The sequence below is a fragment of the Myxococcus xanthus genome (assembly GCF_013116825.1).
GTDB classification, from domain to species: Bacteria; Myxococcota; Myxococcia; order Myxococcales; family Myxococcaceae; genus Myxococcus; species Myxococcus xanthus_B.
Window position 1 is genome coordinate 149,730 of the sequence record NZ_JABFNS010000001.1, and the last position, 21,913, is coordinate 171,642.

General features: G+C 70.1%; 22 protein-coding genes. 13 read left to right on the plus strand and 9 right to left on the minus strand.

Going from position 1 to position 21,913, the window contains the following annotated elements; translation table 11 throughout:
- The first annotated feature begins 92 nt into the window (after positions 1 to 92).
- Positions 93 to 824, plus strand: a complete 732-nt coding sequence (locus HNV26_RS00695; protein WP_090487849.1) for a helix-turn-helix domain-containing protein — start codon at positions 93 to 95, stop codon at positions 822 to 824.
- A gap of 100 nt (positions 825 to 924) precedes the next feature.
- Positions 925 to 1,308, plus strand: a complete 384-nt coding sequence (locus HNV26_RS00700) for a VOC family protein (RefSeq protein ID WP_171441114.1) — start codon at positions 925 to 927, stop codon at positions 1,306 to 1,308.
- Between the two features lie 98 nt (positions 1,309 to 1,406).
- Here the strand turns inward: HNV26_RS00700 and HNV26_RS00705 are convergent, their stop codons facing one another.
- The 3 genes from HNV26_RS00705 to HNV26_RS00715 all read right to left on the minus strand — a co-directional run bounded on the left by HNV26_RS00705 (position 1,407) and on the right by HNV26_RS00715 (position 4,111).
- Positions 1,407 to 2,330, minus strand: coding sequence for a bestrophin family protein (locus HNV26_RS00705; RefSeq protein WP_171441115.1), 924 nt, complete (start codon positions 2,328 to 2,330; stop codon positions 1,407 to 1,409).
- A gap of 423 nt (positions 2,331 to 2,753) precedes the next feature.
- Positions 2,754 to 3,059, minus strand: a complete 306-nt coding sequence (locus HNV26_RS00710) for a DUF378 domain-containing protein (protein ID WP_090487855.1) — start codon at positions 3,057 to 3,059, stop codon at positions 2,754 to 2,756.
- Between the two features lie 134 nt (positions 3,060 to 3,193).
- A complete protein-coding gene (locus tag HNV26_RS00715) occupies positions 3,194 to 4,111 on the minus strand; it encodes a LysR family transcriptional regulator (protein WP_171441116.1) in 918 nt (305 codons plus the stop codon).
- A 97-nt stretch (positions 4,112 to 4,208) separates the two neighbouring features.
- Between HNV26_RS00715 and HNV26_RS00720 the strand changes: the two genes are divergently transcribed.
- Together HNV26_RS00720 and HNV26_RS00725 are read left to right on the plus strand one after the other, a co-directional pair.
- Positions 4,209 to 5,243: a zinc-dependent alcohol dehydrogenase family protein gene (locus tag HNV26_RS00720; protein WP_216611670.1), complete on the plus strand. Its 1,035-nt coding sequence runs from the start codon at positions 4,209 to 4,211 to the stop codon at positions 5,241 to 5,243.
- A gap of 208 nt (positions 5,244 to 5,451) precedes the next feature.
- The gene (locus tag HNV26_RS00725) at positions 5,452 to 6,210 is read left to right on the plus strand and encodes a glutathione S-transferase family protein (RefSeq protein WP_171441117.1); all 759 of its coding nucleotides are present in this window, start codon (positions 5,452 to 5,454) and stop codon (positions 6,208 to 6,210) included.
- 58 nt (positions 6,211 to 6,268) lie between these two features.
- Here HNV26_RS00725 and HNV26_RS00730 read toward each other — a convergent pair whose 3' ends face one another.
- The 3 genes from HNV26_RS00730 to HNV26_RS00740 all read right to left on the minus strand — a co-directional run bounded on the left by HNV26_RS00730 (position 6,269) and on the right by HNV26_RS00740 (position 10,185).
- Positions 6,269 to 7,303, minus strand: a complete 1,035-nt coding sequence (locus HNV26_RS00730; protein WP_011556714.1) for a rod shape-determining protein — start codon at positions 7,301 to 7,303, stop codon at positions 6,269 to 6,271.
- A 169-nt stretch (positions 7,304 to 7,472) separates the two neighbouring features.
- Positions 7,473 to 8,024 carry a putative ABC transporter permease gene (locus tag HNV26_RS00735; protein WP_171441118.1) on the minus strand — a complete coding sequence of 184 codons (552 nt, stop codon included), beginning with the start codon at positions 8,022 to 8,024 and terminating at the stop codon, positions 7,473 to 7,475.
- A 184-nt stretch (positions 8,025 to 8,208) separates the two neighbouring features.
- A complete protein-coding gene (locus HNV26_RS00740; protein ID WP_171441119.1) occupies positions 8,209 to 10,185 on the minus strand; it encodes a hypothetical protein in 1,977 nt (658 codons plus the stop codon).
- Between the two features lie 387 nt (positions 10,186 to 10,572).
- On the opposite strand from HNV26_RS00740, the gene HNV26_RS00745 reads away from it, so the two are divergent.
- Both HNV26_RS00745 and HNV26_RS00750 read left to right on the plus strand, forming a co-directional pair.
- On the plus strand, positions 10,573 to 11,022 hold the full coding sequence (locus HNV26_RS00745; RefSeq protein ID WP_253816032.1) for a hypothetical protein: 450 nt from the start codon (positions 10,573 to 10,575) through the stop codon (positions 11,020 to 11,022).
- Positions 11,023 to 11,161: 139 nt separating this feature from the next.
- Entirely contained in the window at positions 11,162 to 13,261 is a 2,100-nt protein-coding gene (locus tag HNV26_RS00750; protein ID WP_171441121.1) for a monovalent cation:proton antiporter family protein, read from the plus strand.
- Positions 13,262 to 13,303: 42 nt separating this feature from the next.
- On the opposite strand, the gene HNV26_RS00755 is transcribed toward HNV26_RS00750, so the two are convergent.
- Both HNV26_RS00755 and HNV26_RS00760 read right to left on the minus strand, forming a co-directional pair.
- Positions 13,304 to 14,023, minus strand: coding sequence for a glycosyltransferase family 2 protein (locus tag HNV26_RS00755; protein WP_171441122.1), 720 nt, complete (start codon positions 14,021 to 14,023; stop codon positions 13,304 to 13,306).
- A gap of 81 nt (positions 14,024 to 14,104) precedes the next feature.
- A complete protein-coding gene (locus HNV26_RS00760; RefSeq protein ID WP_171441123.1) occupies positions 14,105 to 15,547 on the minus strand; it encodes a pyridoxal phosphate-dependent decarboxylase family protein in 1,443 nt (480 codons plus the stop codon).
- Between the two features lie 188 nt (positions 15,548 to 15,735).
- On the opposite strand from HNV26_RS00760, the gene HNV26_RS00765 reads away from it, so the two are divergent.
- The 7 genes from HNV26_RS00765 (at position 15,736) to HNV26_RS00795 (ending at position 20,309) form a co-directional block, all read left to right on the plus strand.
- Entirely contained in the window at positions 15,736 to 15,972 is a 237-nt protein-coding gene (locus HNV26_RS00765; protein WP_237078921.1) for a SelT/SelW/SelH family protein, read from the plus strand.
- A gap of 26 nt (positions 15,973 to 15,998) precedes the next feature.
- A complete protein-coding gene (locus tag HNV26_RS00770; protein WP_171441125.1) occupies positions 15,999 to 16,514 on the plus strand; it encodes a hypothetical protein in 516 nt (171 codons plus the stop codon).
- Positions 16,515 to 16,738: 224 nt separating this feature from the next.
- Complete coding sequence (locus tag HNV26_RS00775; protein WP_216611671.1) at positions 16,739 to 17,056, plus strand: hypothetical protein; 318 nt, start codon at positions 16,739 to 16,741, stop codon at positions 17,054 to 17,056.
- A 53-nt stretch (positions 17,057 to 17,109) separates the two neighbouring features.
- Positions 17,110 to 17,934 (plus strand): 2,3,4,5-tetrahydropyridine-2,6-dicarboxylate N-succinyltransferase, encoded by an 825-nt coding sequence (locus tag HNV26_RS00780; protein WP_090487878.1) that lies wholly within the window; start codon positions 17,110 to 17,112, stop codon positions 17,932 to 17,934.
- A 41-nt stretch (positions 17,935 to 17,975) separates the two neighbouring features.
- Entirely contained in the window at positions 17,976 to 18,626 is a 651-nt protein-coding gene (locus HNV26_RS00785) for a cupin domain-containing protein (protein ID WP_366816712.1), read from the plus strand.
- 25 nt (positions 18,627 to 18,651) lie between these two features.
- The gene (dapE, locus tag HNV26_RS00790; RefSeq protein ID WP_171441127.1) at positions 18,652 to 19,740 is read left to right on the plus strand and encodes a succinyl-diaminopimelate desuccinylase; all 1,089 of its coding nucleotides are present in this window, start codon (positions 18,652 to 18,654) and stop codon (positions 19,738 to 19,740) included.
- Between the two features lie 167 nt (positions 19,741 to 19,907).
- The gene (locus tag HNV26_RS00795; protein ID WP_171441128.1) at positions 19,908 to 20,309 is read left to right on the plus strand and encodes a cell envelope biogenesis protein TolA; all 402 of its coding nucleotides are present in this window, start codon (positions 19,908 to 19,910) and stop codon (positions 20,307 to 20,309) included.
- A gap of 74 nt (positions 20,310 to 20,383) precedes the next feature.
- Here HNV26_RS00795 and HNV26_RS00800 read toward each other — a convergent pair whose 3' ends face one another.
- On the minus strand, positions 20,384 to 21,895 hold the full coding sequence (locus HNV26_RS00800) for a hypothetical protein (protein WP_366816713.1): 1,512 nt from the start codon (positions 21,893 to 21,895) through the stop codon (positions 20,384 to 20,386).
- Positions 21,896 to 21,913 lie beyond the last annotated feature (18 nt).

Sequence of the window (21,913 nt, forward strand, 5' to 3'; positions counted from 1 at the left end):
GTGTTCCTGGCAGGGAATGTTCTCAATTACCTCGAAGGTCATCGTCCCGCGTCACGGCCTGGGGCAGTCTGGGCTCGGAAAGGGACACGGCGATGATTGGACCCCTGCTCAAGGAATGGAGAACGCTGCGCGGCAAGAGCCAGCTGGCCCTGTCGCTGGAGGCGCAGGTATCGGCGCGTCACCTGTCATTCCTGGAGTCGGGCCGCTCCGGGGCCAGCCAGGAACTGGTGCTGCGGCTGGCGGAGGCCCTGGGGCTGGGGTTGAGAGACCGCAACGCCCTGCTGGTGGCGGCGGGGTTCGCGCCTCAGTTCGGCGAGCGCGGCTGGCACAGCGCGGAGCTGGCGGAGGTGCGGCGGGCCGCGGGGCTCATCCTCGCGTCGCATGAGCCGTATCCCGCCATCGTGGTGGATTCGTCCTCGACGGTGCTCGAGGCCAATGCGGGCGCGCTCGCGATGATGGGGCAGCCGCGTGAGGCGCTCGGACAGGTCAACCTGATGGACCTCGTCTTCGTGCCCGGGCCCGTGCGCTCGGCCATTGGCAACTGGGAGGAGATTGCCGGGTATCTGCTCCACCGGCTGCGGGAGGGCGCTCGCATGCGGGGCCCCCGCTCACCCGTGGCATCGGTCCTGGCCCGTGTCCTGGCCCAGCCAGGTGTCGAGGCGTTGACCGCGCTGCGGCCCGCCAACGCCGGCTCGGTGCTGGTGCCCTTGACCTTCACCCGCGATGGCGCGACGACGCACTGGTACACCACGCTCACCAGCTTCGGCGCCCCCCAGGATGCCCTGGTGGAGGAAATCACCATCGAGCAGTTCCACCCGATGTGATGGATTATTCCCCGCGGGCCGCGTCGTTGCGTCGGGCTCGGTCCATGTCCACCTGAAGGAGAGCGCCGGGTACGGCGGCCATCCAGTCAGGGAGTCAGGCATGTTCGGAGATACGAAGGCGTTCAGCGGCTTCTCGGTGCGCGACGTGGCGGCGGCCCGGAAGTTCTACGGCGAGACGCTGGGCCTGAAGACGTCCGAGTCGGACGGCATGTTGACGCTGCACATCGCGGGCGGCAGGGACATCCTCGTCTATCCCAAGGACAACCACACCCCGGCGTCGTTCACGATTCTCAACTTCCCCGTGGAGGACATCGACAAGGCGGTGGACGCGCTGTCCCAACGCGGCGTGCGTTTCGAGCGGTACGACGGCTTCGACGCGGATGCGAAGGGCATCGTCCGTGGTGACGCGGGGCCGCCCATTGCCTGGTTCAAGGACCCTTCAGGCAACGTGCTGGCCGTCTTGCAGGGCCAGGGCCCGGCCTGAGCCGTGTGCTGTCCTGGGGACTCTGGGGCGAGCAATCGAGGAAGGACTGCGAAAGCCATCCTACGGAGCCGATGTGATGGAAGCGTGGCGCGGGCCCGTCACGGGAGGACGAAGTCGCGTGGCTTCAGCGGCTCGGGCTGCGGTTCGCCCAGCGCCTCCATCAGGTTCATCTCCACGCTGCGCGCCATCGCCAGCAAGGAGAGGTCGTTGGGCTCCGTGCCGAAGGGCTCCTCCAGTTCGTCGCTCAGCCGGTCGAGCCCGAAGAAGGTGTAGGCAATCATCGCCGCGAGCCAGGGCGTGAACCAACCCAGCGCCTCCGCGAGACCAAAGGGCAGCAGCAGGCAGAACAGGTAGGCGGTGCGGTGCAGCAGCACCGTGTACGTGAAGGGCAGGGGCGTGAAGCGGATGCGCTCACACGCGGAGAGCACGTTCAACAAGCCATGGACGTGCGTCCGCAGCTCGCTCCAGGTGATGTCGGTGAGATGCTTCTCCCGGAGGAGCGAGGCCAGCTCCCGGTCGTGCTCCCGAAGCAGGGCGTTGGGGCGGTTCTGGCTGGCCAGTACGCGCGAGGCCTCCGGCTCTGGCAGCAGGCGGCTGATGTCCTCCCGGGCGTCATGCCCGCGCAGGTGCGCGGCCATCGCGTGGGCGAAGGCGATGTTCCGCCTCACCAGCCTGCGCATCGTCTGTTGCGCTCCGCTGCCGTCGTCCCCCAGGAGCGCGATGGCCTCATGGGAGAATGAACGCAGTTCAATGATGAGCGCGCCCCAGTGCTTCCGGGCTTCCCACCACCGGTCGTAGCAGGCGTTGTTCCGGAAGCCGAGGAAGATGGAGAGCGCGATGCCCAGCAGGGACAGCGGCGCCGGTGAGGAGATCTGCAGAGCCAGATAGCCTTGCCGGTACGCCCAGACGACGAGCGCGGAGAGCGCCGCGATGCCCAGGACGTGGGGCAGGACGCGCGGGAGGATGGTCCCGCGCACGACGAAGAGGAGCCGAAGCGAGCTGAGGCGAGGACGGACAATCACGAGCAGGGACCTTCCTGCGCCAAATGCCTCCGGGTCGCAAGCGCTCCTCTTGGGGGCCTGTTCAGGCGATTAGGGGGAGCGGGGCCCGCTGGTAAGCGTGTGCCACGGTCCGTCGTGAATCCGCCCGATGGTGTCGATGCCAGCCACATGCGCGACGGAGATCGTCCCCTGGTGCGCCGCGATGCCCCAGGAGTCACGCGCTCCGTCGAGCGGCGTATTGAAGTGGGCGGCGTATCCAACGGAGGCCACCGCGATGAAGTCCTCGCGGCTGTTGCCGGCGAGGTCTTCGATGGTGACGGCTTCCTCGTGCGGAGGCCCCGGCCCTGTCCTGGTGGGCCGAGGCGGAACCGCTGCGTTGCGGGGCGCCGAACGTATCGCCCGAGGTGGACTCAGGGGGCCGTGGGAACCGCGGGCCCTCCAGCGTCAGGGACGCACTTCGGTTCTGCGGTGGAGCCCCACGTCTGTTCTCGGCGTGGTGGTCGTGGTGGTTCCAATGCTCTTCTTCCACGGGAAGGTGAGCGCCAGCGCGACGCCCGACAGACCCACGATGGAGTAGATGAGGCGACTGAGCGCGCTCATCGCCGTCCGTGTCTCGCCGCCGAAAAGCGCGTTCACGAGGTTCCAATTGAAGAAGCCAATCAGGCCCCAGTTGATGGCGCCGATGATGGCCAGGACGGCCATCACCTTGGCGAGCCCTCCTCTGGTTCGGTCCGCATCCGCTCGTTCCATGGCTCGTATCCTTGGCTAGGTGTGTTCCACCCGTGCGGGTGGGTGATGCCTCCCGGATAAGGTGTTGCCCGGACGCGTCCTGGCTACTCCTCCGGCACCGATTGTCCGGCTCGGTGCTCCGGACGCCATGCGGCTCAGCGGGAGTGGGTATCCACCAGTCGCTCGGGAATGCGCGCGACGAGGAGGTCGATGGCCGCGCGCACCTTCGAGGTCAGGTGTTTGCTCTGAGGCCACACCGCGTAGATTTCGTTGCCATAGGGGCGCTGAGTCTCCAGCACCTCGACGAGCCTGCCGCTGCTCAGGTGCTCGGCGATGAGCCAGCGAGGAAGCCACGCCAGCCCGGCCCCCTGCACCGCGGCGTCCATGATGGTCTCCACGTCGTCGAAGCGCAGGCGTGCCTGGACGGCGATGCGCTGCTCGCCGCCCTGTCCGTCCGGGAATCGCCAGGGCTTGTTGACGCCGTTGCGGCCGTAGACGACCGCATCGTGCTCGCCCAGGTCTTCCAGTGTCTTCGGGCGGCCGTGGCGCTTCAGGTAGCCGGGCGCGGCGCAGACGGACATCGTCTGGACGCCCAGCCGGCGCGCCGTCAGTCCCGCGTGGTCCGCCAGTGGCGCGACGCGGAGGGCCAGGTCGTAGCCTTCCTCGACGAGGTCGACCATCCGGTCGCTGAAGGCGATTTCCAGCTCCAGTCCCGGATGCTGGAGGACCAGCTCGCGCAGCAGCGGCGCGGCGCAGTGCCGGCCGAACATCACGGGCGCGCTGACGCGCAGGCGGCCCGTGGGCGCGCGCCGTCCGGAGTCCAGCGCCGTCTCCGCCGCCTCGAGCTCCGCCAATGCGCGCACGCAGCGCTCGTAGAAGGACTGGCCGTCCTCGGTGAGGCTCTGCCGACGCGTGGTGCGCTGGAACAGCCGGGTCTCCAGACGCTCCTCCAGCCGCGCGATGCTCTTCCCCACGGCCGAGCGTGAGAGCCCCATGCGCTCCGCGGCGAGCGCGAAGCTCCCTGCCTCCACGGCCTGGACGAAGGCGAAGACGCCCCCAAGGCGGTCCCTCATGACGCTGCTCCCATTGGTGCCTGCACGTCTCCAGTGACTCGACAAAGTGTCGCCACTGGCGACGCTGCTTCGTCCGTATAGCTCCCGCATCACTTTCATGCAGGACGCGGAGCGGACGATGGGCGCGACGATGAAGCGTTGGCAGGCGAAGCAGGCGGGACGGGCGCACCTGGAACTGGCGGAGGTGGCGATTCCCTCTCCGGGTGCTGGTGAGGTGTTGATTCGCGTGTCGGCGGTCTCCCTCAACTACCGCGAGAAGCTGATGCTCGACGGAGGAGGCTCCCTGACGGCGCACCAGCCCTTCACGCCGGCTTCGGACATGGCGGGCGTGGTGGTCGCGGCGGGCGCGGGCGTGCAGCGCTTCAAGGAAGGGGCGCGCGTCATCGCCAACTTCCAGACGGATTGGGTGGACGGGCCCGTGCCGCGTGGGACGGTGCGCAGCCTGGGCGGAAGCGCGCCGGGCGTGCTGGCCGAGTACGTCGTCATGCCGGAGCAGTGGCTGGTGGCGTCTCCCGAAACACTCGATGACGTGCAGGCGAGCACGTTGCCGTGCGCCGGCCTCACCGCGTGGACGTCCCTGGTGGAGCTGGGCGGGCTGCGTCCGGGGCACACGGTGGTGACGCAGGGCACGGGCGGCGTGTCCCTGTTCGCGGTGCAGCTTGCCGCCGCCATGGGCGCGGAGGTCATCGTGCTCTCGGGGGACGAGGGCAAGCTGGCCCGCGTGAAGGCCCTGGGCGCCGCGCACGGCATCCATCGTCGCCACACTCCGGAGTGGCATACGGCGGTGCTCGAGCTGACGCGAGGCGCGGGGGCCGACCACATCCTGGAGTTGGTGGGTGGGGAGAACCTGGGCAAGTCGGTGAAGGCGCTCGCGTCGGATGGGCGCGTCTCGCTCATCGGCGTGTTCGAGGGCTTCGAGAGCCGCTTCCCGGTGCAGCCCTTGTTCCTGAGCTCCGGCGTCATCCAGGGCATCTTCGTCGGACACCGGCGCGGGCTGGAGAACCTGGTGCGCGCGGTGGACCGGCTGGCATTGAAGCCCGTGGTCGACACTGTCTATTCGCTCGATGCGCTGCCCTCGGCGCTCGAGCACCTGGACCGCGGACCGTTTGGCAAGCTGGTCATCACGGCTTGACCTGGACCCACGGCGAATCGTGCGCCCCGACGCGACCGTGGGGGCCGGTGGTGGTGCTCCAGGACGAAAGACAGACGCGTGCGAGGGTGAAAGACCACGCCATGCGTTGGCGGAAGACATAACGACGGGCTCGGGCGGCGCTGCGAGGGTTTGAAGCGTCAGCGGGCCTGGAGTGGCGCAGGCGCCCGGGCGTACTGTCCCGGGCGGCATGCGCACACTCCATGGACTCAGTTACTCGCCCTGGACGGAGAAGACCCGTTGGGCGTTGGACCACCACCGCGTCGCCTATCGCTACCGCGAGCACCTGCCGCTCATCGGCGAGCCGCTGCTGCGCTGGCGTACGCCGCGGGGCGTGCGGCCCGCCGTGCCATTGCTCATCGACGAGGGCGAAGCCTTTCCCGGCTCGTTCGTCATCGCGCGGCGCGCGGAGGAGCTGGGGCAGGGGGAGCCGCTCTTCCCCGCAACGGACCTCCCGGTGATTCAGCGCTGGGAGGACGACAGCGAGCAGGTGCTCTCCGTGGCGCGCGCCAAGGTGGTAGCGGCGTTGCTGGAGAGTCGTCAGGCCCAGGTGGAGAGCCTTCCCGCCTTCCTGCCCGCGGGGCTCCGGTCGGTCCTGGCACCGTCCGCGAGGCTGGGCGCGCGCTTCGTGGCCCGCAAGCACCAGACACCCGTGGACATCGCCGCCGCCGTCCATGAGAAGGTCATCCCCACGCTGGAGCGCCTGCGTGAAGCCCTGGGCGGCCGGGACTACCTGCTGTCGCGCTTCAGCTACGCGGACATCACGGCCGCGCTGATGCTCCAGTTCGTGAGGGCGGTGGACGACGGCTACCTTCCCCTGGGGCCGGGGACGCGAGCGGTGTGGAGCGACGCGGCGCTCGCCTCCCGCTTCCCGGACCTGCTCGAGTGGCGGGACGGCCTCTACGCGAAGCACCGCCGTCCTGAACCACTCGCGCGAACAGCGCCCTGAAAAGCGAAACGGCGCCAGCCTCGTGAGAGGTGGCGCCGCGGAGCCGAAGCCCGGAGGCTCAGCCCGGCTGGCAGACCTGCCGGAGGATGTCGAGCGACTCCAGCGCCTTGCCCGCGCCAATCACGACGGCGGAGAGCGGGTCCTCGGCGAGGAACACGGGCAGGCCCGTCTCCTCGCGCAGCAGCGTGTCCAGGTTCTTCAGCAGCGCGCCGCCACCGGCCAGGACGATGCCGCGGTCGGCGATGTCGCCGGCGAGCTCGGGCGGGGTGCGCTCCAGCGTCAGCTTCACCGCCTCGACGATGCCGTTGACGGGCTCCGCCAGCGCGTCACGCACTTCGTCGCTGGACACCGTCAGCGTGCGCGGCACGCCGGCCACCAGGTCGCGACCCTTGATCTCCATGGTCATGACCTCGTCCGTCGGGTACGCGGTGCCGATGCCCATCTTGATGAGCTCCGCCGTGCGCTCACCGATGAGCAGGTTGTACTTGCGCTTGACGTACTGGATGATGGCCTCGTCCAGCTTGTCGCCGCCGATGCGCACGCTCTTGGCGAACACGATGCCGGCGAGGCTGATGACCGCGACGTCGGACGTGCCACCGCCGATGTCCACTATCATGTTGCCGCTGGGCTCCGTCACCGGAAGGCCCGCGCCAATGGCCGCCGCCATGGGCTGCTCGATGAGGTAGACCTCGCGGGCGCCCGCGTTGGCCGCCGCCTCGCGCACCGCGCGGCGCTCCACCTCGGTGATGCCGGAGGGGATGCCGATGATGATGCGCGGATTGACGAGCGTCTTGCGGTTGTGCGCGCTCTGGATGAAGTAGCGCAGCATCGCGGCCGTGATTTCGAAGTCCGCGATGACGCCGTCCTTCATCGGACGGATGGCCACGATGTTACCCGGGGTGCGCCCGAGCATTTCCTTGGCTTCCTTGCCCACCGCGAGGACCTTCTTGCCCCCGCGCGCGTCCTGCTGGACGGCCACCACCGAGGGCTCGTTGGAGACGATGCCCTGGCCGCGGATGTAGATGAGCGTGTTCGCCGTGCCGAGGTCGATGGCGAGGTCACGCGAGAAGAGAGTGTGAAGCCAGTCAAACATACGGGGGCGGGAACTTTCGGGGGGTCGGCGGAATTTCCCCGTCATGGCGGGGGCAGGCGCGGGCCAAGGTACTACGCGACGCAGCACGGAGGAAGAAAAGCCGGTAGTGGCTTTCACATCCGCCTGGGGGGCAGTCGGCCAGCGGACGCGGGCGCGGCGCTTCCGGCGCTCAGGGGGTGGGCGCGGGCTCGGCCTGCGCCGACTCGAGGCGCGCCGCCACCAGCCCCGCCTCCAGCGGCTTCTCCTCGGGGAGCGCCGTGGGCGGCAGCGTCCCCTGGGCCTCCGCGTCACGGTACTCCGGCGTCTGGCGCAGGGCCTCGCTGGTGACGTGGAGCAGCGTGTCACGCACGGGCTCGAACAGCAGGGCGGTAAGGTACCAGGCCGGGGCGTAATCCAACCGGATGAGGCCGTGTACGCTCCACCTGTGCGGCGCGTAGTCCCACGGGCAGCGGCCGAGCAGGCGCTTGAGCAACCAGCCCGTGCCGTACTCCGCGCCGAAGATGAGCCCCGTGTAGACCAGGGCTCGCAGCGGTCGGGGCACGGGTTTGAGCCGGGCGGAGACCTCTTCCAGCGCCAGCGCCGTGCCTCCGTAGATGGGGTGCATCCACAGGTAGGTGCGCGCCGTGGCGTTCCGGTCCTTCTTCAGCGCGGCCCCCGTGCCGGTGAACATCACCTCGAGCACCCAGCCCACGCACCCATAGACGAGGAATCTTGAAAGCACCTCGGAAAGCTAAGGCTGCCCCGCAGAAGGGGCACTCCCGCCCCCTGGGGTCGGTGCTGGCCGCCTGCCTCGGCTGTGCCATGGCGGACGGTGTGGCTGTCCCCGGAGGGAATCCAACTCGGACGACACGGGCCCACACGCCCAGGAGCCCGCCCAGGGCGGGCGGGCCCCCGACAGCGCCGGCTCAGCCCGGGATGCCGGCCGACCAGCGCTGCGTGAGGTACAGCTCGGCGAGCTGGGCCGCGTTGAGGTCCTGCTCCTCGCCCACGTAGGTGCGCTCGGTGGACAGGCCCACCTCGCCGCCGCCCACGCCCGCGTGGACGCCCACGCCAAAGTCGCCGGTGACCTTGTGCTTGTCCTGGACGGTGGCCTTGATTTCGACCTTGTCCTTGAGCTGGTTCAGCGCCTGGCCCACGTCGCCCCGGGCGATGCTGCCGAAGGCGCCGCTGGTGGCGATGTCGTTGATGTTGCCGCTGATTTCCGCCTTCACCTCGCGGCCCGTCGCGCCGCCCAGGCCCAGCGCGGACGCGTTGGCCTGACGCGAGTCGGTCAGCGTCAGCTTGGCCTCATGGGTGTCACGCACGCTGGCGCCAATCTCGCGAGCGGTGCCCTTCGGGTCCTTGATGAAGTCGGTCGGGTTGAAGCCCTCGGGCAGCTCCACGCTCTGCTCCAGCTCCACCCCGAGCGAGCCGGACACCCCCGCGGACGCGTTGGTGGGCAGCGACACGGAGTCCCCTCCACCGGTGGGGATGCCCACGCCCGCGGACGCGCTGGCGTCGCCGTTGATTTCGAGGCTCTGCTTGAGGGTCAGCTTCTGGGGCTTGCCGCCCTCCATCTCGATGCGGGCCGTGGTGCTCTGGTTGATTCCGGCACTCGCGCCGGCGCCCGCGCTGATGGCCTCCGGCAGGCCCTTCATGCCCAGCTCGGCGTTGACGCTGGCCTCGGCGCCCAGCTTGAACTCCACGGCGCTCATGTTCTTCGTCAGGCCCGCCAGGTCCGACAGCGGATCCCCAAGGACGTGATTCACGCCGGCGCCCAGCACGGGGTTGCTCGCGGTGGCGCCCGCGGTGGCGGTGGAGGCCGCGATGATGCGGGTGGCGTTCTTGGCCTCCTCGGCCGTGTCGAACTTGAACTCCACCGTGGCCCCGGCGGTGCCGAAGGCCTCCGCGCCCACGTCCGCCGCGCCCTTGGCGCCCAGCTTGGCCGCGACGCCCGCGCCCACCTCGCCCGTGACGGACACCGTGTAGCCGCCGCCCTCTTCCTCACTGCGGCTGACGCCCAGGGTGCCCTTCACCTTGCCGGCCAGCGTGGCGCCGTTGGCCTCGGCGTAGAGGCTGATGGAGGTGCTCTCACCCGGCTTGAGCTGGTCCACCTGCCGGTTGAGGTTGACCGCGTCGCCAATGGCCCGGGCGGTGTCCACCGGGTCGCGCACCACGTCCGCGGTGCCCTGGAGCGCCCCGCCGATGATGTCGTTGGTGATGCCCTGCAGGGGGTTGAGCGTGGGCGCGTCCTGGATGGCCCGGCCCGCCACGTCCAGGCCGTCCGCGGCGATGTCGGTCGCCTTGTCGAGCACCGGGCCCGCCCGCTCCGCCGCATCCTTGAGGACATTGCCCAGGCCATTCGCGGTGACGGCGGCCGCGGTGCCCGTGGCGCTCAGCGTGCGCTGGGTCGCGGTGCGGCCCGCCTCGAACACGTCACCGGCGGCGTTGCGCACGTTGCCCGCCGCGTCCTGCACGCGGTCCTTGGTTCCCTCGACGACGTTCTGCGTCGCGTTGGCCACGCCGCCCACGACGTTCTTGGTGGCGTTGGCCACGCCGCCCACGGCGTCGCCGGCCTTGTCCTTGGCGCCCTCGACGACGTTCTGCGTCGCGTTGGCCACGCCGCCCACGACGTTCCTGGTGGCGTTGGCCACGCCGCCCACGGCGTCACCGGCCTTGTCCTTGGCGCCCTCGAAGACGTCCCGGGTCCGCTCCTGGGCCACGTTGGAGATCTTCTCCTTGGCCTCCTGCGCCTTGGCCGCCGCCTGCTCCGCGGCCTCCGCGGCCTTGCGTGCCGCCGCCTCCGCCGCGCGCCGGGCCGCCTCCGCCGCACGCTTCGCCGCGGCCTCGGCGGCCCGCTTCGCCGCGTCCGCCGCTCCGCCAATCAGTTTTCCGATTCCCATGGGGGCTTCCTTCTCCAGGCTGTCACGGCCGTGGGTCGTCTCGCGGGGGCGGGACGCGGCGCGTGCGCGCTTCAGGGTGTGGTGCCGGCTGGGGCCTTGTGGCGGGCCCGCCGAAGCCCTCGGCAGTGTCGAGTCTTGAAAGCAGGCACGGACGACTCCTGCCCTTTGGAAAGAGCGGGTAATCTGTGAGGGCTGCGGGGATTCTCAGGAAATGAGGTGGAAGAGTTTCGTCGGCGCGGCAGAAACCTGGCGGCCGAGCGCTGAATTGGCGTTTTCCCGCTGCGGGGGAGCGCTTTACTGGGTGGCACCCGCGTAATACAGGAGGAGCGGATGTGCCCCGCCGGCCCGACAGCCCCGCTATCCCCACCCGGGCGACGCGCGCGCGGGATGCTGCTGGCCATTGCCCTGGGGACGGCGCTTGCGTCCGTGCCGGGGAGCAACGCGCTGGAACAGGTGGTGGCCGCCGAGGTCCACGCCGTGTACGGGCCCTCCGAGAGAAACGGCGCGCGGGTGGACCGGGGCGGCGTGGCCTTCGTGGGCAAGCGCACCCGCCAGTTGCGCTGTGGGCACCTGGCCGGGGTGGGGAGCGACACCTGGGCCGCGGTGATGAACGCCCCGGCCGGGGTGAAGACGAAACCGGCCCTGGGCCGGGAGCGAGAGTCCTTCCAGCCGGGCTTCCATGAAGCCCACCGTCAGGCCCGAGAACGGCGGCAGGCCGTTGCCACCGACACCGTCCGGCTGCTGCGCTCCGCGGCCCTGATGGTGCGAGGCGGCAACGCCGGTGACCGGCCGACGCTCGTCACCCAGTCGTTGCGCGGCCCTCCCGGGCACGGCTGAAGACTGCGCTCGGAGTCGGGCCGGCGGGTAACGCGCCTGCCTTCTTTGTTTCCTCCCGCATGATGCGCGGTCCGACGCACTCCGCCGGGCCGGGTTGAACCTCAATCTTCCGCTAGGTTGTTTTTTTCGAGGTGTACCGATGCATGGAGCCCACGAGGTCCTCCAAGCCATTGCCGTCGTCCTGTGCGTCGCGGCAGTGACGACGGTCCTCTTCCAGAAGCTTCGCCAGCCCGTGGTGCTGGGCTACATCCTGGCCGGCCTCGTCGTTGGCCCGTACCTGCCGATTCCGCTCGTCGCCAACCCGGAGGTGGTGACGACGCTCTCGGAGCTGGGCGTCATCCTCCTGATGTTCTCGCTGGGGTTGGAGTTCAGCCTCCGCAAGCTGTTCGCCGTGGGCCCCACGGCGGGTGTCACCGCCGTCATCCAGTGCAGCATCATGATTTGGCTGGGCTTCGTGGTGGGGCGCGCCTTCGGGTGGACCACCCTGGAGAGCCTCTTCACGGGCGCGCTCATCTCCGTGTCCAGCACCACCATCATCGCCAAGGCCTTCGACGAGCAGAACATCCGGGGCCGGCTGCGGGAGCTGGTGGTGGGCGTCCTCATCGTCGAGGACCTCATCGCCGTCCTCCTGATGGCGACGCTGACGGCCATCTCCTCTGGCACCGGCCTGTCCGTGGGGGAGCTGTCGCTGACGACGGGCCGCCTGGTGGCGTTCCTCGTCGGGCTGGTGGCGGTGGGGTTGTTCATCATCCCCCGCGCGGTGCGCTACGTGGTGAAGCTCAACAAGCCGGAGACGACCCTGGTGGCCAGCGTGGGCATCTGCTTCGCGGTGGCGCTGCTGGCGCAGGCTTTCGGGTATTCGGTGGCGCTGGGGGCCTTCCTGGCGGGCTCGCTGGTGGCGGAGTCCGGCGAGGAGAAGGTGGTGGAGCACCTGGTGCAGCCGGTGAAGGACATCTTCGCGGCCATCTTCTTCGTGTCCGTGGGCATGCTCATCAACCCGGCGCTCATCGCGGAGCACTGGGCCGCCATCCTGGTGCTCACCGTCGTGGTCATCGTGGGCAAGCTCTTCAGCGTGACGCTGGGCGCGTTCCTCACGGGGCATAGCACCCGGACCTCCGTGCAGGCGGGCCTGAGCCTGGCGCAGATTGGCGAGTTCTCCTTCATCATCGCGGGCCTGGGCCTGTCGCTGAAGGCCACGGGCAACTTCATCTACCCGGTGGCGGTGGCCGTCTCCGCGGTGACGACGCTCACGACGCCCCTGTTGATTCGCGTGTCGGGGCCGGTGGCCAGCTATGTGGACCGCAAGCTGCCCAAGCCGCTGCAGACGTTCGTGACGTTGTACGGCACCTGGGTCGAGCGGCTGCGCGACGCGCCCCGGCGCCAGACGTTCGGGGCCTCGGTGCGGCGGCTGGCGCGGTTGATGGTGCTGGACGCCGTGCTGCTGATTGTCCTGGTGATTGGCACCTCGTTGACGGCGGGCAAGCTGGGCTCCCTCATCGAGCAGCGGCTGGGCATCGATGAGAACCTGTCCCGCTACATCATCCTGGGCGGCGCGGTGCTGCTCTCCATCCCGTTCCTGGTGGGCGTGGTGCAGGTGGCGCGCCGGTTGGGCGAGGAGCTGGCGGAGGCGGCGCTGCCCGGGCGGAAGGACGGGCGGGTGGACCTGGCGGCGGCGCCCCGGCGCGTACTGCTGGTGACGCTGCAATTGGGCATCATCCTGCTGGTGAGCGTGCCCGTGGTGGCGATTACCCAGCCCTTCGTGCGGGGTGCCATGGGCCCCCTCGTGGTGCTGGCCCTGATTGGCGCGCTGGGCGTGACGTTCTGGCGAGGCGCCACCAACCTGCACGGCCACGTCCGCGCGGGCGCGCAGGTCATCGTGGAGGCGCTGGCGGCGCAGTCCCACTCGCGAGAGCCGGGCGCGGATGAGCTCGCGCTGGACCACGTCTCCAAGGTGCTCCCGGGCCTGGGCGAGCCCGTGCCCGTGCGGCTGGAGGCCTCCAGTCCCGCGGCGGGGAAGACGCTGGCCGAGGTGAACCTCCGCGGCCTCACGGGGGCCACGGTGCTGGCCATCCGGCGCGGCGACTCGAGCGTGTCCGTGCCGTCCGCGCAGGAGGTGCTGCAGCCGGGTGACGTGCTGGCGCTGACGGGCACGCAGGACGCGGTGGAGGCGGCCAAGAGCCTGCTCACCGGTGCGCCGACGCCCGCCTCGGCGCCGGAGCCGACGGGCGCCCAGGTTTAAGGGACACGGGCCTGGGGGCGGCGTTCGTTCCGCCCCCGGGGCCTACCGCTTCACGCTGTACTTGGCGATGGCGTAGAGGGCGCGGACGCCGTCCTTCCAGCCAATCTTCTTGCCCTCTTCGTAGGTGCGCCCGTGGTAGCTGATGGGCACCTCGAAGACGCGCCAGCGGCCACGGGCCACCTTGGCGGTGATTTCCGGCTCGAAGCCGAAGCGGTCCTCCTCCACCTTCACGGAGCGCAGCACCTCGGCGCGGAAGGCCTTGTAGCAGGTCTCCATGTCGGTGAGGTTCAGTCCGCTGGTCATGTTGGACAGCGTGGTGAGCACGTTGTTCAGCACGGTGTGCCAGTAATAGAGGACGCGCCGGGGCGTGCCGGTGAATCGGCTGCCGAAGACGACGTCCGCGACCCCGTCGATGATGGGCTGGATGACGTTGGGGATGTCGCGCGGGTCGTATTCCAGGTCCGCGTCCTGGACGATGATGATGTCACCCGTGGCTTCGGTGAAGCCTCGCCGCAGCGCCGCGCCCTTCCCCTGGTTCTTCTCCTGGAAGAGGACGCGCACCTCGTTGCGGTTGCGCGGTGTACCGCCCAACAGACCCACTCCCTGCTCCTGAAGCTGGCGCAGGAATTCGCGGCTGCCGTCCTTGGAGCAGTCGTCGATGAGGACGAGCTCCTTCGGGAAGTCGACGGCGACGCAGCGGCGCAGCAGTTCGGCGAGGGTGGGAATCTCGTTGTAGACGGGGATGACGAGTGAGACGAGCATGGCGTTTTGCGGCTGTACCGCATTTTGCGTCACGGGGCGACCTTCTGGCGCGGAAGGTGCGGGCCGGGTGGAGCGCGGCGTTCAGCGGAGCGCCGCGGCCCGGAGCGCGTCCATGAGGGCATCCAGGTCCGCGTCGGTGGTGAGCGGGTTGATGAGGGTGACACGGAGATAGACGCCACGGGGCAGCTTTGTCTGCACCAGGTAGAAATCTCCGCGAGTCACCAGTCGCTCGCGCAGCTTCGTCTGGAGGGTGTCCCACTGCTCGGCGGGGACGTGCGCGGGCGTGTGGCGGAAGCAGAGGATGTTGCACTCGGGCGGCACGGCGACCTCGAAGTCGCTGGCGGCGGAGAGGCGCTGGGCGAAGCGGCGGGTCTGCTCGTAGGACTCCGTCACCGCGTCGGAGAAGAGCCGGGTGCCCAGCACGGCGAGGCAGGCGTACACCTTGAGGGCCATCATCTCCTTGGTGCACTCCAGGGTGCGCAGGGCCACGTCGCTCCAGGGGCGCTCCGCGTCGCCGTGGAAGATGTAGCTGGCCTCCTGGGAGAAGGACTCGAAGGAGCGGGCGCCGTCACGGAAGAGGACGGCCGTCACCAGCGCGGGCATCAGCAGCCCCTTGTGGGCGTCCCACACCACGGAGTCCGCCCGGTCGATGCCGCGCACCAGGTGCCGGTGGGCGGGGCTGAGGACGGCGGAGGCGCCGTGCGCGCCGTCGACGTGGAACCAGAGGCCGTGGCGCTCGCAGAAGTCGGCCACGGGTTCCAGTGGGTCGAAGGCGCCGGTGGCGGTGGAGCCGGCGCTGGCCACCACGGCGATGGGCTTGCGCCCAGCGCGGGTGGCGGACTCGAGCGCGGCGTCGAGTGCCTCGGGGCGCAGGCGGAAGTGTTCGTCCACGGGGACGGGCGTCACGCCGCCCTCGCCAAAGCCCATGATGCGGGTGGCGCGGGCGAGGCTGTAGTGCGTCGTCTGGGCGGCCAGCACGGTGAGGGGCGGGCCGGCGTGGGCGCCGCCGTTCCACGCGTCGTAGCCGGCCTTGGCCTGCCGCGCGGCGAGCAGGGCGGTGAGGTTGCCCAGGGAGCCGCCGGAGGTGAGGACGCCGTCGGTTGTTTCGGGCAGGCCGAGCCGCGCGGCCATCCAGCGCAGGACGTTGCGCTCCATGGCGGTGGAGACGGGGCCCATCTCGTACACGGCCATGCCGTTGTTGAGCAGGGAGGACACCGCGTCGCACAGGGCGGCCAGCGGCACGGGGGCCGTCACCTGGTGACCCACGTAGCGTGGGTGGTGCAGGTGGTTGGAGCCGGAGAGCACGCGGGTGATGAGGTCCGCGAAGTCGCCGGTGGGCGCTTCGGGGAAGGCCGCGGCGAAGCGGTCCACGTTCACCGCGGGGGCGGCCCAGGGGAGCACGGGACCTTCGGCGCGGGTGGTGCGCGCGAGGTAGTCGGAGAGCGTGTCCATCAGCCGGTGGGATTCACGGCGAAAGGCGTCAGCATCGTAGGCGGCGGCGATTCGCGCTCGAAAATCCGTCATGGCGCGGCGGAACGTAACCGTGTCGGTGCGAGGGCGGAATGGCCCCTTCGTCCGTTACCGGGTGTGCGGAGAACCCCTGGTAGGAAGGGGCGAGTGAGCAGGCGGGGTGGCGTGTGGTGGCGGCGCGCACTAAATCTGGCGCCTGGGGCGCGCATGCCGTGTGCCCTGCTCACGTGACGAGGATGGCCATGGCCGACCCGAAGGTGACGATTACCTACTGTACCGCTTGAGGCTACAGGCCTCGGGCCGCCCGTGCGGCGGCCGCATTGAAGGATGAGCTGGATGTAGAGGCGGAGCTGTTGCCGGGCCCTTCGGGCAGCTACGAGGTCGCCGTGGGTGGCAAGGTCGTCATCCGGAAGGCTTCGCTCGCATTCCCCACGGACCACGAGGTGGTGGACGCGGTGGCGAAGGTGCTGGGGCGGTAGTGGGAATGTCTGCACGGCGCTGTGCCATGAGGGTCCTGGGCGTTGCTGCTCTTCTTGGGGTCACGTCCCTGGCGGCGGCTGAGAAGTCTGTCTTTGCGCGGCTGCATCCCGCAATGACTCGCGCCGAGGTCGAGAAGCTCGGGAACAAGGTGTCCCTGGGGGCATACCAGGGGCATCTCATATCCTCGTTCACGAGCGAAGGTGCGCTTCAGCGCGTCGACGCGATTGCCACGTTCCGGCAGGGGAGTTGTCCGGAGGCGCTGGAGAGCGTGCGCCGGTACCTGGAGCAGGATTTCGGCGCGCCACGCAGTCTGAAACCGCATATCCCGCTGCGGTATGGCGGGCTGCATCAGCGCTGCCATGACTGGAGGCTCGGCGCCGCGTGGCTGCAGGTCTGCTGCGCTCGGCATGAGCTCAAGGAGGGCCGTCCGCCGTTGATGAACGTATCGGCCTCCTATGGCGTCAAAGGCAGGGACGCGCCCATTGTGGATGGATGCCACGGGGAGGACTCGCTCATCATCCCCTTGGACGGTTTTCACTGACATGCCCCTCACAAGAACGTGAACGGCGCCACGCGCGGCTCGCTCACGTTCCGCGTCCCTCGCCGTGGATGTGCAAGCGTCCAGTCACCAACCCAGGAGAGGCAGGAAGAGCCGAGTGCCGCGCGGGGCAGGCGGCCAGGCAGCCGGGCGGCAATCAGGCCCCGGTGGACCGCTCCCGGACATGGCGAGGGGCACCCAGCTTTAGGGCACAGGAGGTGACACGCATGGCGTGGCCGACAGTCGCGTCGCCCTACGAGCGGCGCTCCCTCACCAGTGGACTGCGGGTTCGGGACGAAAGCGGGGCGATGCTGGGCTACGTGGCCCTCATTGGCCGCGAGCACCTCTATGCGCGGCGCTGGCCCTTCAGCCGGCAGTGGACGGAGTTCCCGCTGGCCCGCGTGCGGCATGTCTCCCGGGGCTCGGTGTTCCTGGCGGGGCAGATGCCGGGCCGGGTGGTGGCGGCCGACAAGGGCGCACACGCGGAGATTCCCACGCAGACCCTGCCGCTGGCCGAGCTGGACGAGGCGTCCACTCCCGCCTGAGCCCTTCAACCAGGTGCGGCGCCGCGCGGGGTTTTGTGCTTCAAGGAGGCGCCATGGCCCCTATCGAAGAGCTGTCCCAGAGGGTGTCCGCCGCGTTCGCGGATCGGACGTTGTTGAAGGACGCGGCCCACGTGGCCGCCGTGCGCGAGACGCTGGCGCGGCTGGACTCGGGTGAGCTCCGCGTGGCGGAGAAGGGCGTGGACGGCTGGAAGGTGAACGCCTGGGTGAAGGAGGCCATCCTCCTCTTCTTCGCGGTGTCGGAGATGAAGGTGATGGAGGTGGGCCCCTTCGAGTTCTACGACAAGGTGCCGCTGAAGAAGGGCTTGGAGGCGGCGGGCGTGCGCGTGGTGCCTCCGGGCACGGTGCGCTACGGCGCCTTCGTGGAGAAGGGCGCGGTGGTGATGCCGGGCTATGTGAACATCGGCGCGCGCGTGGGCGCGGGCACCATGGTGGACACGTGGGCCACGGTGGGCAGCTGCGCCCAGGTGGGCAAGCACGTCCACCTGTCCGGCGGCGTGGGGCTGGGCGGGGTGCTGGAGCCGCCCTCCGCGTCGCCCGTCATCATCGAGGACGGTGCCTTCCTGGGCAGCCGCTCCATCGTCGTGGAGGGCGTCGTGGTGGAGGAGGAGGCGGTGCTGGGCGCCAACGTGGTGCTCACCGCGTCCACTCAAATCATCGACGTCACCGGCCCCGAGGAGCGTGTCTTCAAGGGCCGCGTCCCCGCGCGCAGCGTGGTGATTCCCGGCATGCGGGAGAAGCAGTTCCCGGCCGGCAAGTACATGGTGCCGTGCGCGCTCATCATCGGTCAGCGGACGAAGTCCACGGACCAGAAGACCAGCCTCAATGCGGCGCTGCGCGACTTCGCGGTGGCGGTGTAAAGGCTTGAAATCCAGCAGCCCGCGCGCGCCGTAGAAGGCGTGTGGCGGCACGGAACGTGACGATGGCGCACCATCTGGACGACATCCTGCCCGAATGGGCACTGGGGATGCTGGAGGCCCCAGTCCGGGCGTCCGTCGAGCAGCACCTCGCGGAGTGCGCGAGGTGCCGCGAGGTGGCGGACCGGCTGGTGTCCACCCACGCGGCGCTGGCGTCGCTGGTGGTGCCGCCGCCCGCGGTGCTGGCGCGGTTGATGGACCAGATGGAGGGGCCGGGGCGGCTCGCCCGCTTCGCGGACCGGGTGGCGGCCTTCTTCGACCTGTCGCGCGAGCGGGCGCTGGCGCTGCTGGACGCCGTGGGCGACCCGGCGGCGTGGATGCCCGGACCGGTGGAGGGCTCGGAGCTGATGCCGGTGGAGCCGGGCCCCGCGCGCGCAGGGACGATGGCCGCCATCCTCCGGCTCCACCCGGGGGGGCGCTACCCCCGGCACACGCACCACGGCCGCGAGTGGAGCCTGGTGCTGGAGGGCGGCTTCCGCGAGGATGAAGGGCACGAGGTCTTGCCCGGCGAGGAGCTGGAGAAGACGGACGGCAGCGCACATGGCTTCACGGCGCTGACGGAAGGGCCGGCGTGTCTGTATGCCTCCGTCCTGGAGGGCGTGACGCGCTTCGAGGAAGCGTTCGCGGACGGCTGACGCCCGGCGCTATGGTGGAAGGCGTATGGCTTCCATCGACCTCGCCACGCGGCTGGCTCGCATCACGCTCGACCTGTGCCGCATCCCCAGTCCCATCACCCAGGAAGGGCCCATCGCCGACCATGTGGAGCGCTGGGCGCTCCAGCACTTCCCGCGGGAAGAGGTGTTCCGGGTCGGCCACACGCTGCTGCTCGGCAAGCTGGAGGATGCGCGCCCCACGGTGGCCCTCATCGGGCACCTGGACACGGTTCCCGCGCACCCCAGCGACGCGGGCCGCGAGGCGCGCATCGAGGGCGAGCGCGTCTTCGGGCTGGGCGCCTCGGACATGAAGGGCGGCTTGGCGGTGATGATGGCGCTCGCGGAGGATTTGCGCCGCGACACGCTGCCCGTGAATCTGGCCTTCCTCTTCTACGAGCGCGAAGAGGGCGCCTACGCCGAAAGCGGCCTCATCCCGCTGTACGAGAAGCGGCCGGACCTGGCGAAGGTGCGGTTCGGCATCGCCATGGAGCCCACCGACAGCGTGGTGCAGGTGGGCTGCGTCGGCTCCATGCAGGTCACCGTGCGCTTCACCGGGCGCAGCGCGCACTCCGCTCGGCCGTGGCAGGGGGAGAACGCCATCCACAAGGCGGGGCCGTTCCTCGCGGAGTTGCTCGGGCGTCAGCGCGTGGAGGTCAACGTCGCCGGCTTCCCGTTCTACGAGGTCATCAACGCCACGCTCGCCAAGGGGGGCCGCGCGCGCAACGTCATCCCCGAGTCCTTCGAGCTGAACCTCAACTACCGCTTCGCGCCGGGCAAGAGCATCGAACAGGCGAAGGCGGACGTGCACGCGCTCGTCGCCGGGCGGGCCGAGGTGGAGTTCACCGATGCGTCGCCCAGCGGCCCGGTGGTGGCGGGCAACCCGCTGTTCCAGAAGCTGATGGCCCTCACCGGCCTGCCCGCGGCCTCCAAGCAGGCCTGGACGGACGTCGCGCGCTTCGGCGAGTGGGGCGTGGATGCCATCAACTTCGGGCCCGGTGAGACGGCCCAGGCGCATCAGGCCAACGAGAGCGCGCCCATCCCGCCGCTCGCGGACGCGTACGAGAAGCTCGCGGCCTTCCTCAAGGGCGCGGGCTGACGAGGACTCGTCGCGGGACATGCCCTCCGGGGCATGACGCCCGCGCGCGGTGCACGTCATTCGTCCGCTGTCGTTCAACTGCGTGCCTTCACCGCACACGCCCTGGCGTGCATGGGCGTACCCTGTCCATGCATCGCCTGCAGTCTTCCCCAACCGGAGCCGACTGAATGACGAACGAGTCCGTCAATCCGCAGCTGACCGACGATGTCTCTCCCTCCCCGGCGGAGGCGGGCCTTGCGCCCACGCCGCGGCGCCGCACCGCCACGAAGCGCAAGAGCGCTTCACGGACGGGCAGCACGCGGAAGTCCGCGCGCAAGGCCACCACCAAGCGGGGGACTCCGCGCGCGAAGAAGACGGCGGCGCGGGGGAAGACGGCCACCCGCAAGTCCGCCACGCGCAAGTCCGCCACGCGTGCCACCGGCCGCGGCGCGCGCAAGGCCACCCCGCGGAAGACGGGGACGGCGGGGCGGACCGCCCGCAAGTCGGGGACGCGCGGCGCCGCGACGAAGCGGACCACCACGCGTGGCGGCGCCCGGAAGTCGCCGGCCCGGCGCACGACGCGCCGCTGAGGCGTTCCGCGGACAATCACTTCAGGGCCATGGGGGCTGGACTCCCATGGCCCTGAAGCGTTTTCAGGCGCCGCTCAGCGCTTCAGCCGCAGCAGGAAGACATCGCTGCGCGCGAAGCTCTGGCGTCCGGTGCCGAAGTCCGTCTCGCGGTCCGTGTGGCCGAAGAGGAAGACATCCCCGTCGGGCAGCACGCCCATGGAGGAAATGGCTTCCATGCCATACAGCTCGCCTCTCGGCCGGGGCGACTCCGACAGGAACATCGTCGTGAGAAGCGACGTGCCCGCCGCGTCGTAGCGCAGGGCCACGGGCTGCGCCGAGCCCATGCCGTCCTTGCCCGCAGCGCCGTTCTCGATGCGGTTGTAGGTGAAGCCCGCCACCATCAGCTCTCCGGAGGGCGCCAGCGCGACCGCGTCCACCTGGAGCCCGTCCCCCAGTCCCTTGGCCCAGGTCTCCTGGCCTTCCGCCTTGGCGGAGACGACGAAGGGGGTGTCCCGGAACGCATGCCCCGGCACCTGCATGTCACCCCAGCGCACGGTGCCCAGGAATGGGCCCGCGGCCACCACGGTGCCCTCGCTGTCGATCGCCACGTCGCGCATGGTGCCACGTGCCTGGCTCATGGCCTTGGTCCACGTCAGCGAGCCCTGCTGGTAGAGCGCGACGAAGGGACTTCCGCTTTCGGCGGCGCTCACCTGCTGACTGCCGAAGCGCACCGTGCCCTCGTACTGGCCGCCCACCGCCATGCGCCCGGCGCCATCCACCGCCAGCGTCGTGAGCGCCACGCGCCCGCCCCCCTGGGGCTGGCCCACGGACACGGCGGACTCGGCCAGCCCGCCGTGGGCGTATGTCACCACCACCGCGCCAGCGCCGGTGACGCCGTTGCCGAAGTCCGTGCTGCCCGGCGTGTTGAAGGCCACCAGCGTCCGTCCCTGGGTGTCCACCGCCAGGTCCGCCACCGCGAGGCCGGTGCCCGCGGGCGTGTTCGTCCACAGGACGTTGCCGTCCGCGTCCATCCGGACCACGAAGGTGCCATCCCCCAGCTTGTGACTGAGGAGGTCCAGGACGCCCTCCGTGGTGCCGGCGATGACGATGCCGCCCGCCGGGTCCGCGGCGATGCGGCCCTGGACGAACGCGCGCATCTCCAGCGGCACCTCCGGGGCCCTCACGTTGAAGGCCTTCTGCCAGCGCGGCTCGCCCGTGGGCGCGCGCCGTGTCAGCACCAGCTTCGCCCGGTTATCCGTGGGCTGAAGGCTGTCCAGGTCATCGATGTCATGCAGCGACAACGTGAGGAGGTCGCCGCTGGCATCCACCGCCGCGCCCAGCGCCAGGTCGTCCTGGGGCGTGCCCTCGCGCTGCATCCACAGCGTGCTGCCCGGCCCCAGTGGCGGCGGCGGCGGACGCGGCGGTGGCGGGGGCACGCCGGGTGGCCTCTCTTCCGGAGGTAGCTCCGGACCAGGTGCTTCTTCGGGAGGCGCGACGCAGTCCCCCGTGGGGTCCTCCGCACAGCGCTCCTCGCCGGGACGCTCGCTCGTGCTGTTCCCGCCACAGCCCAGCCACAACCCCGCCCCACCCAGAACCGCCGCACTCACGACGGTCCGGCCCCATCG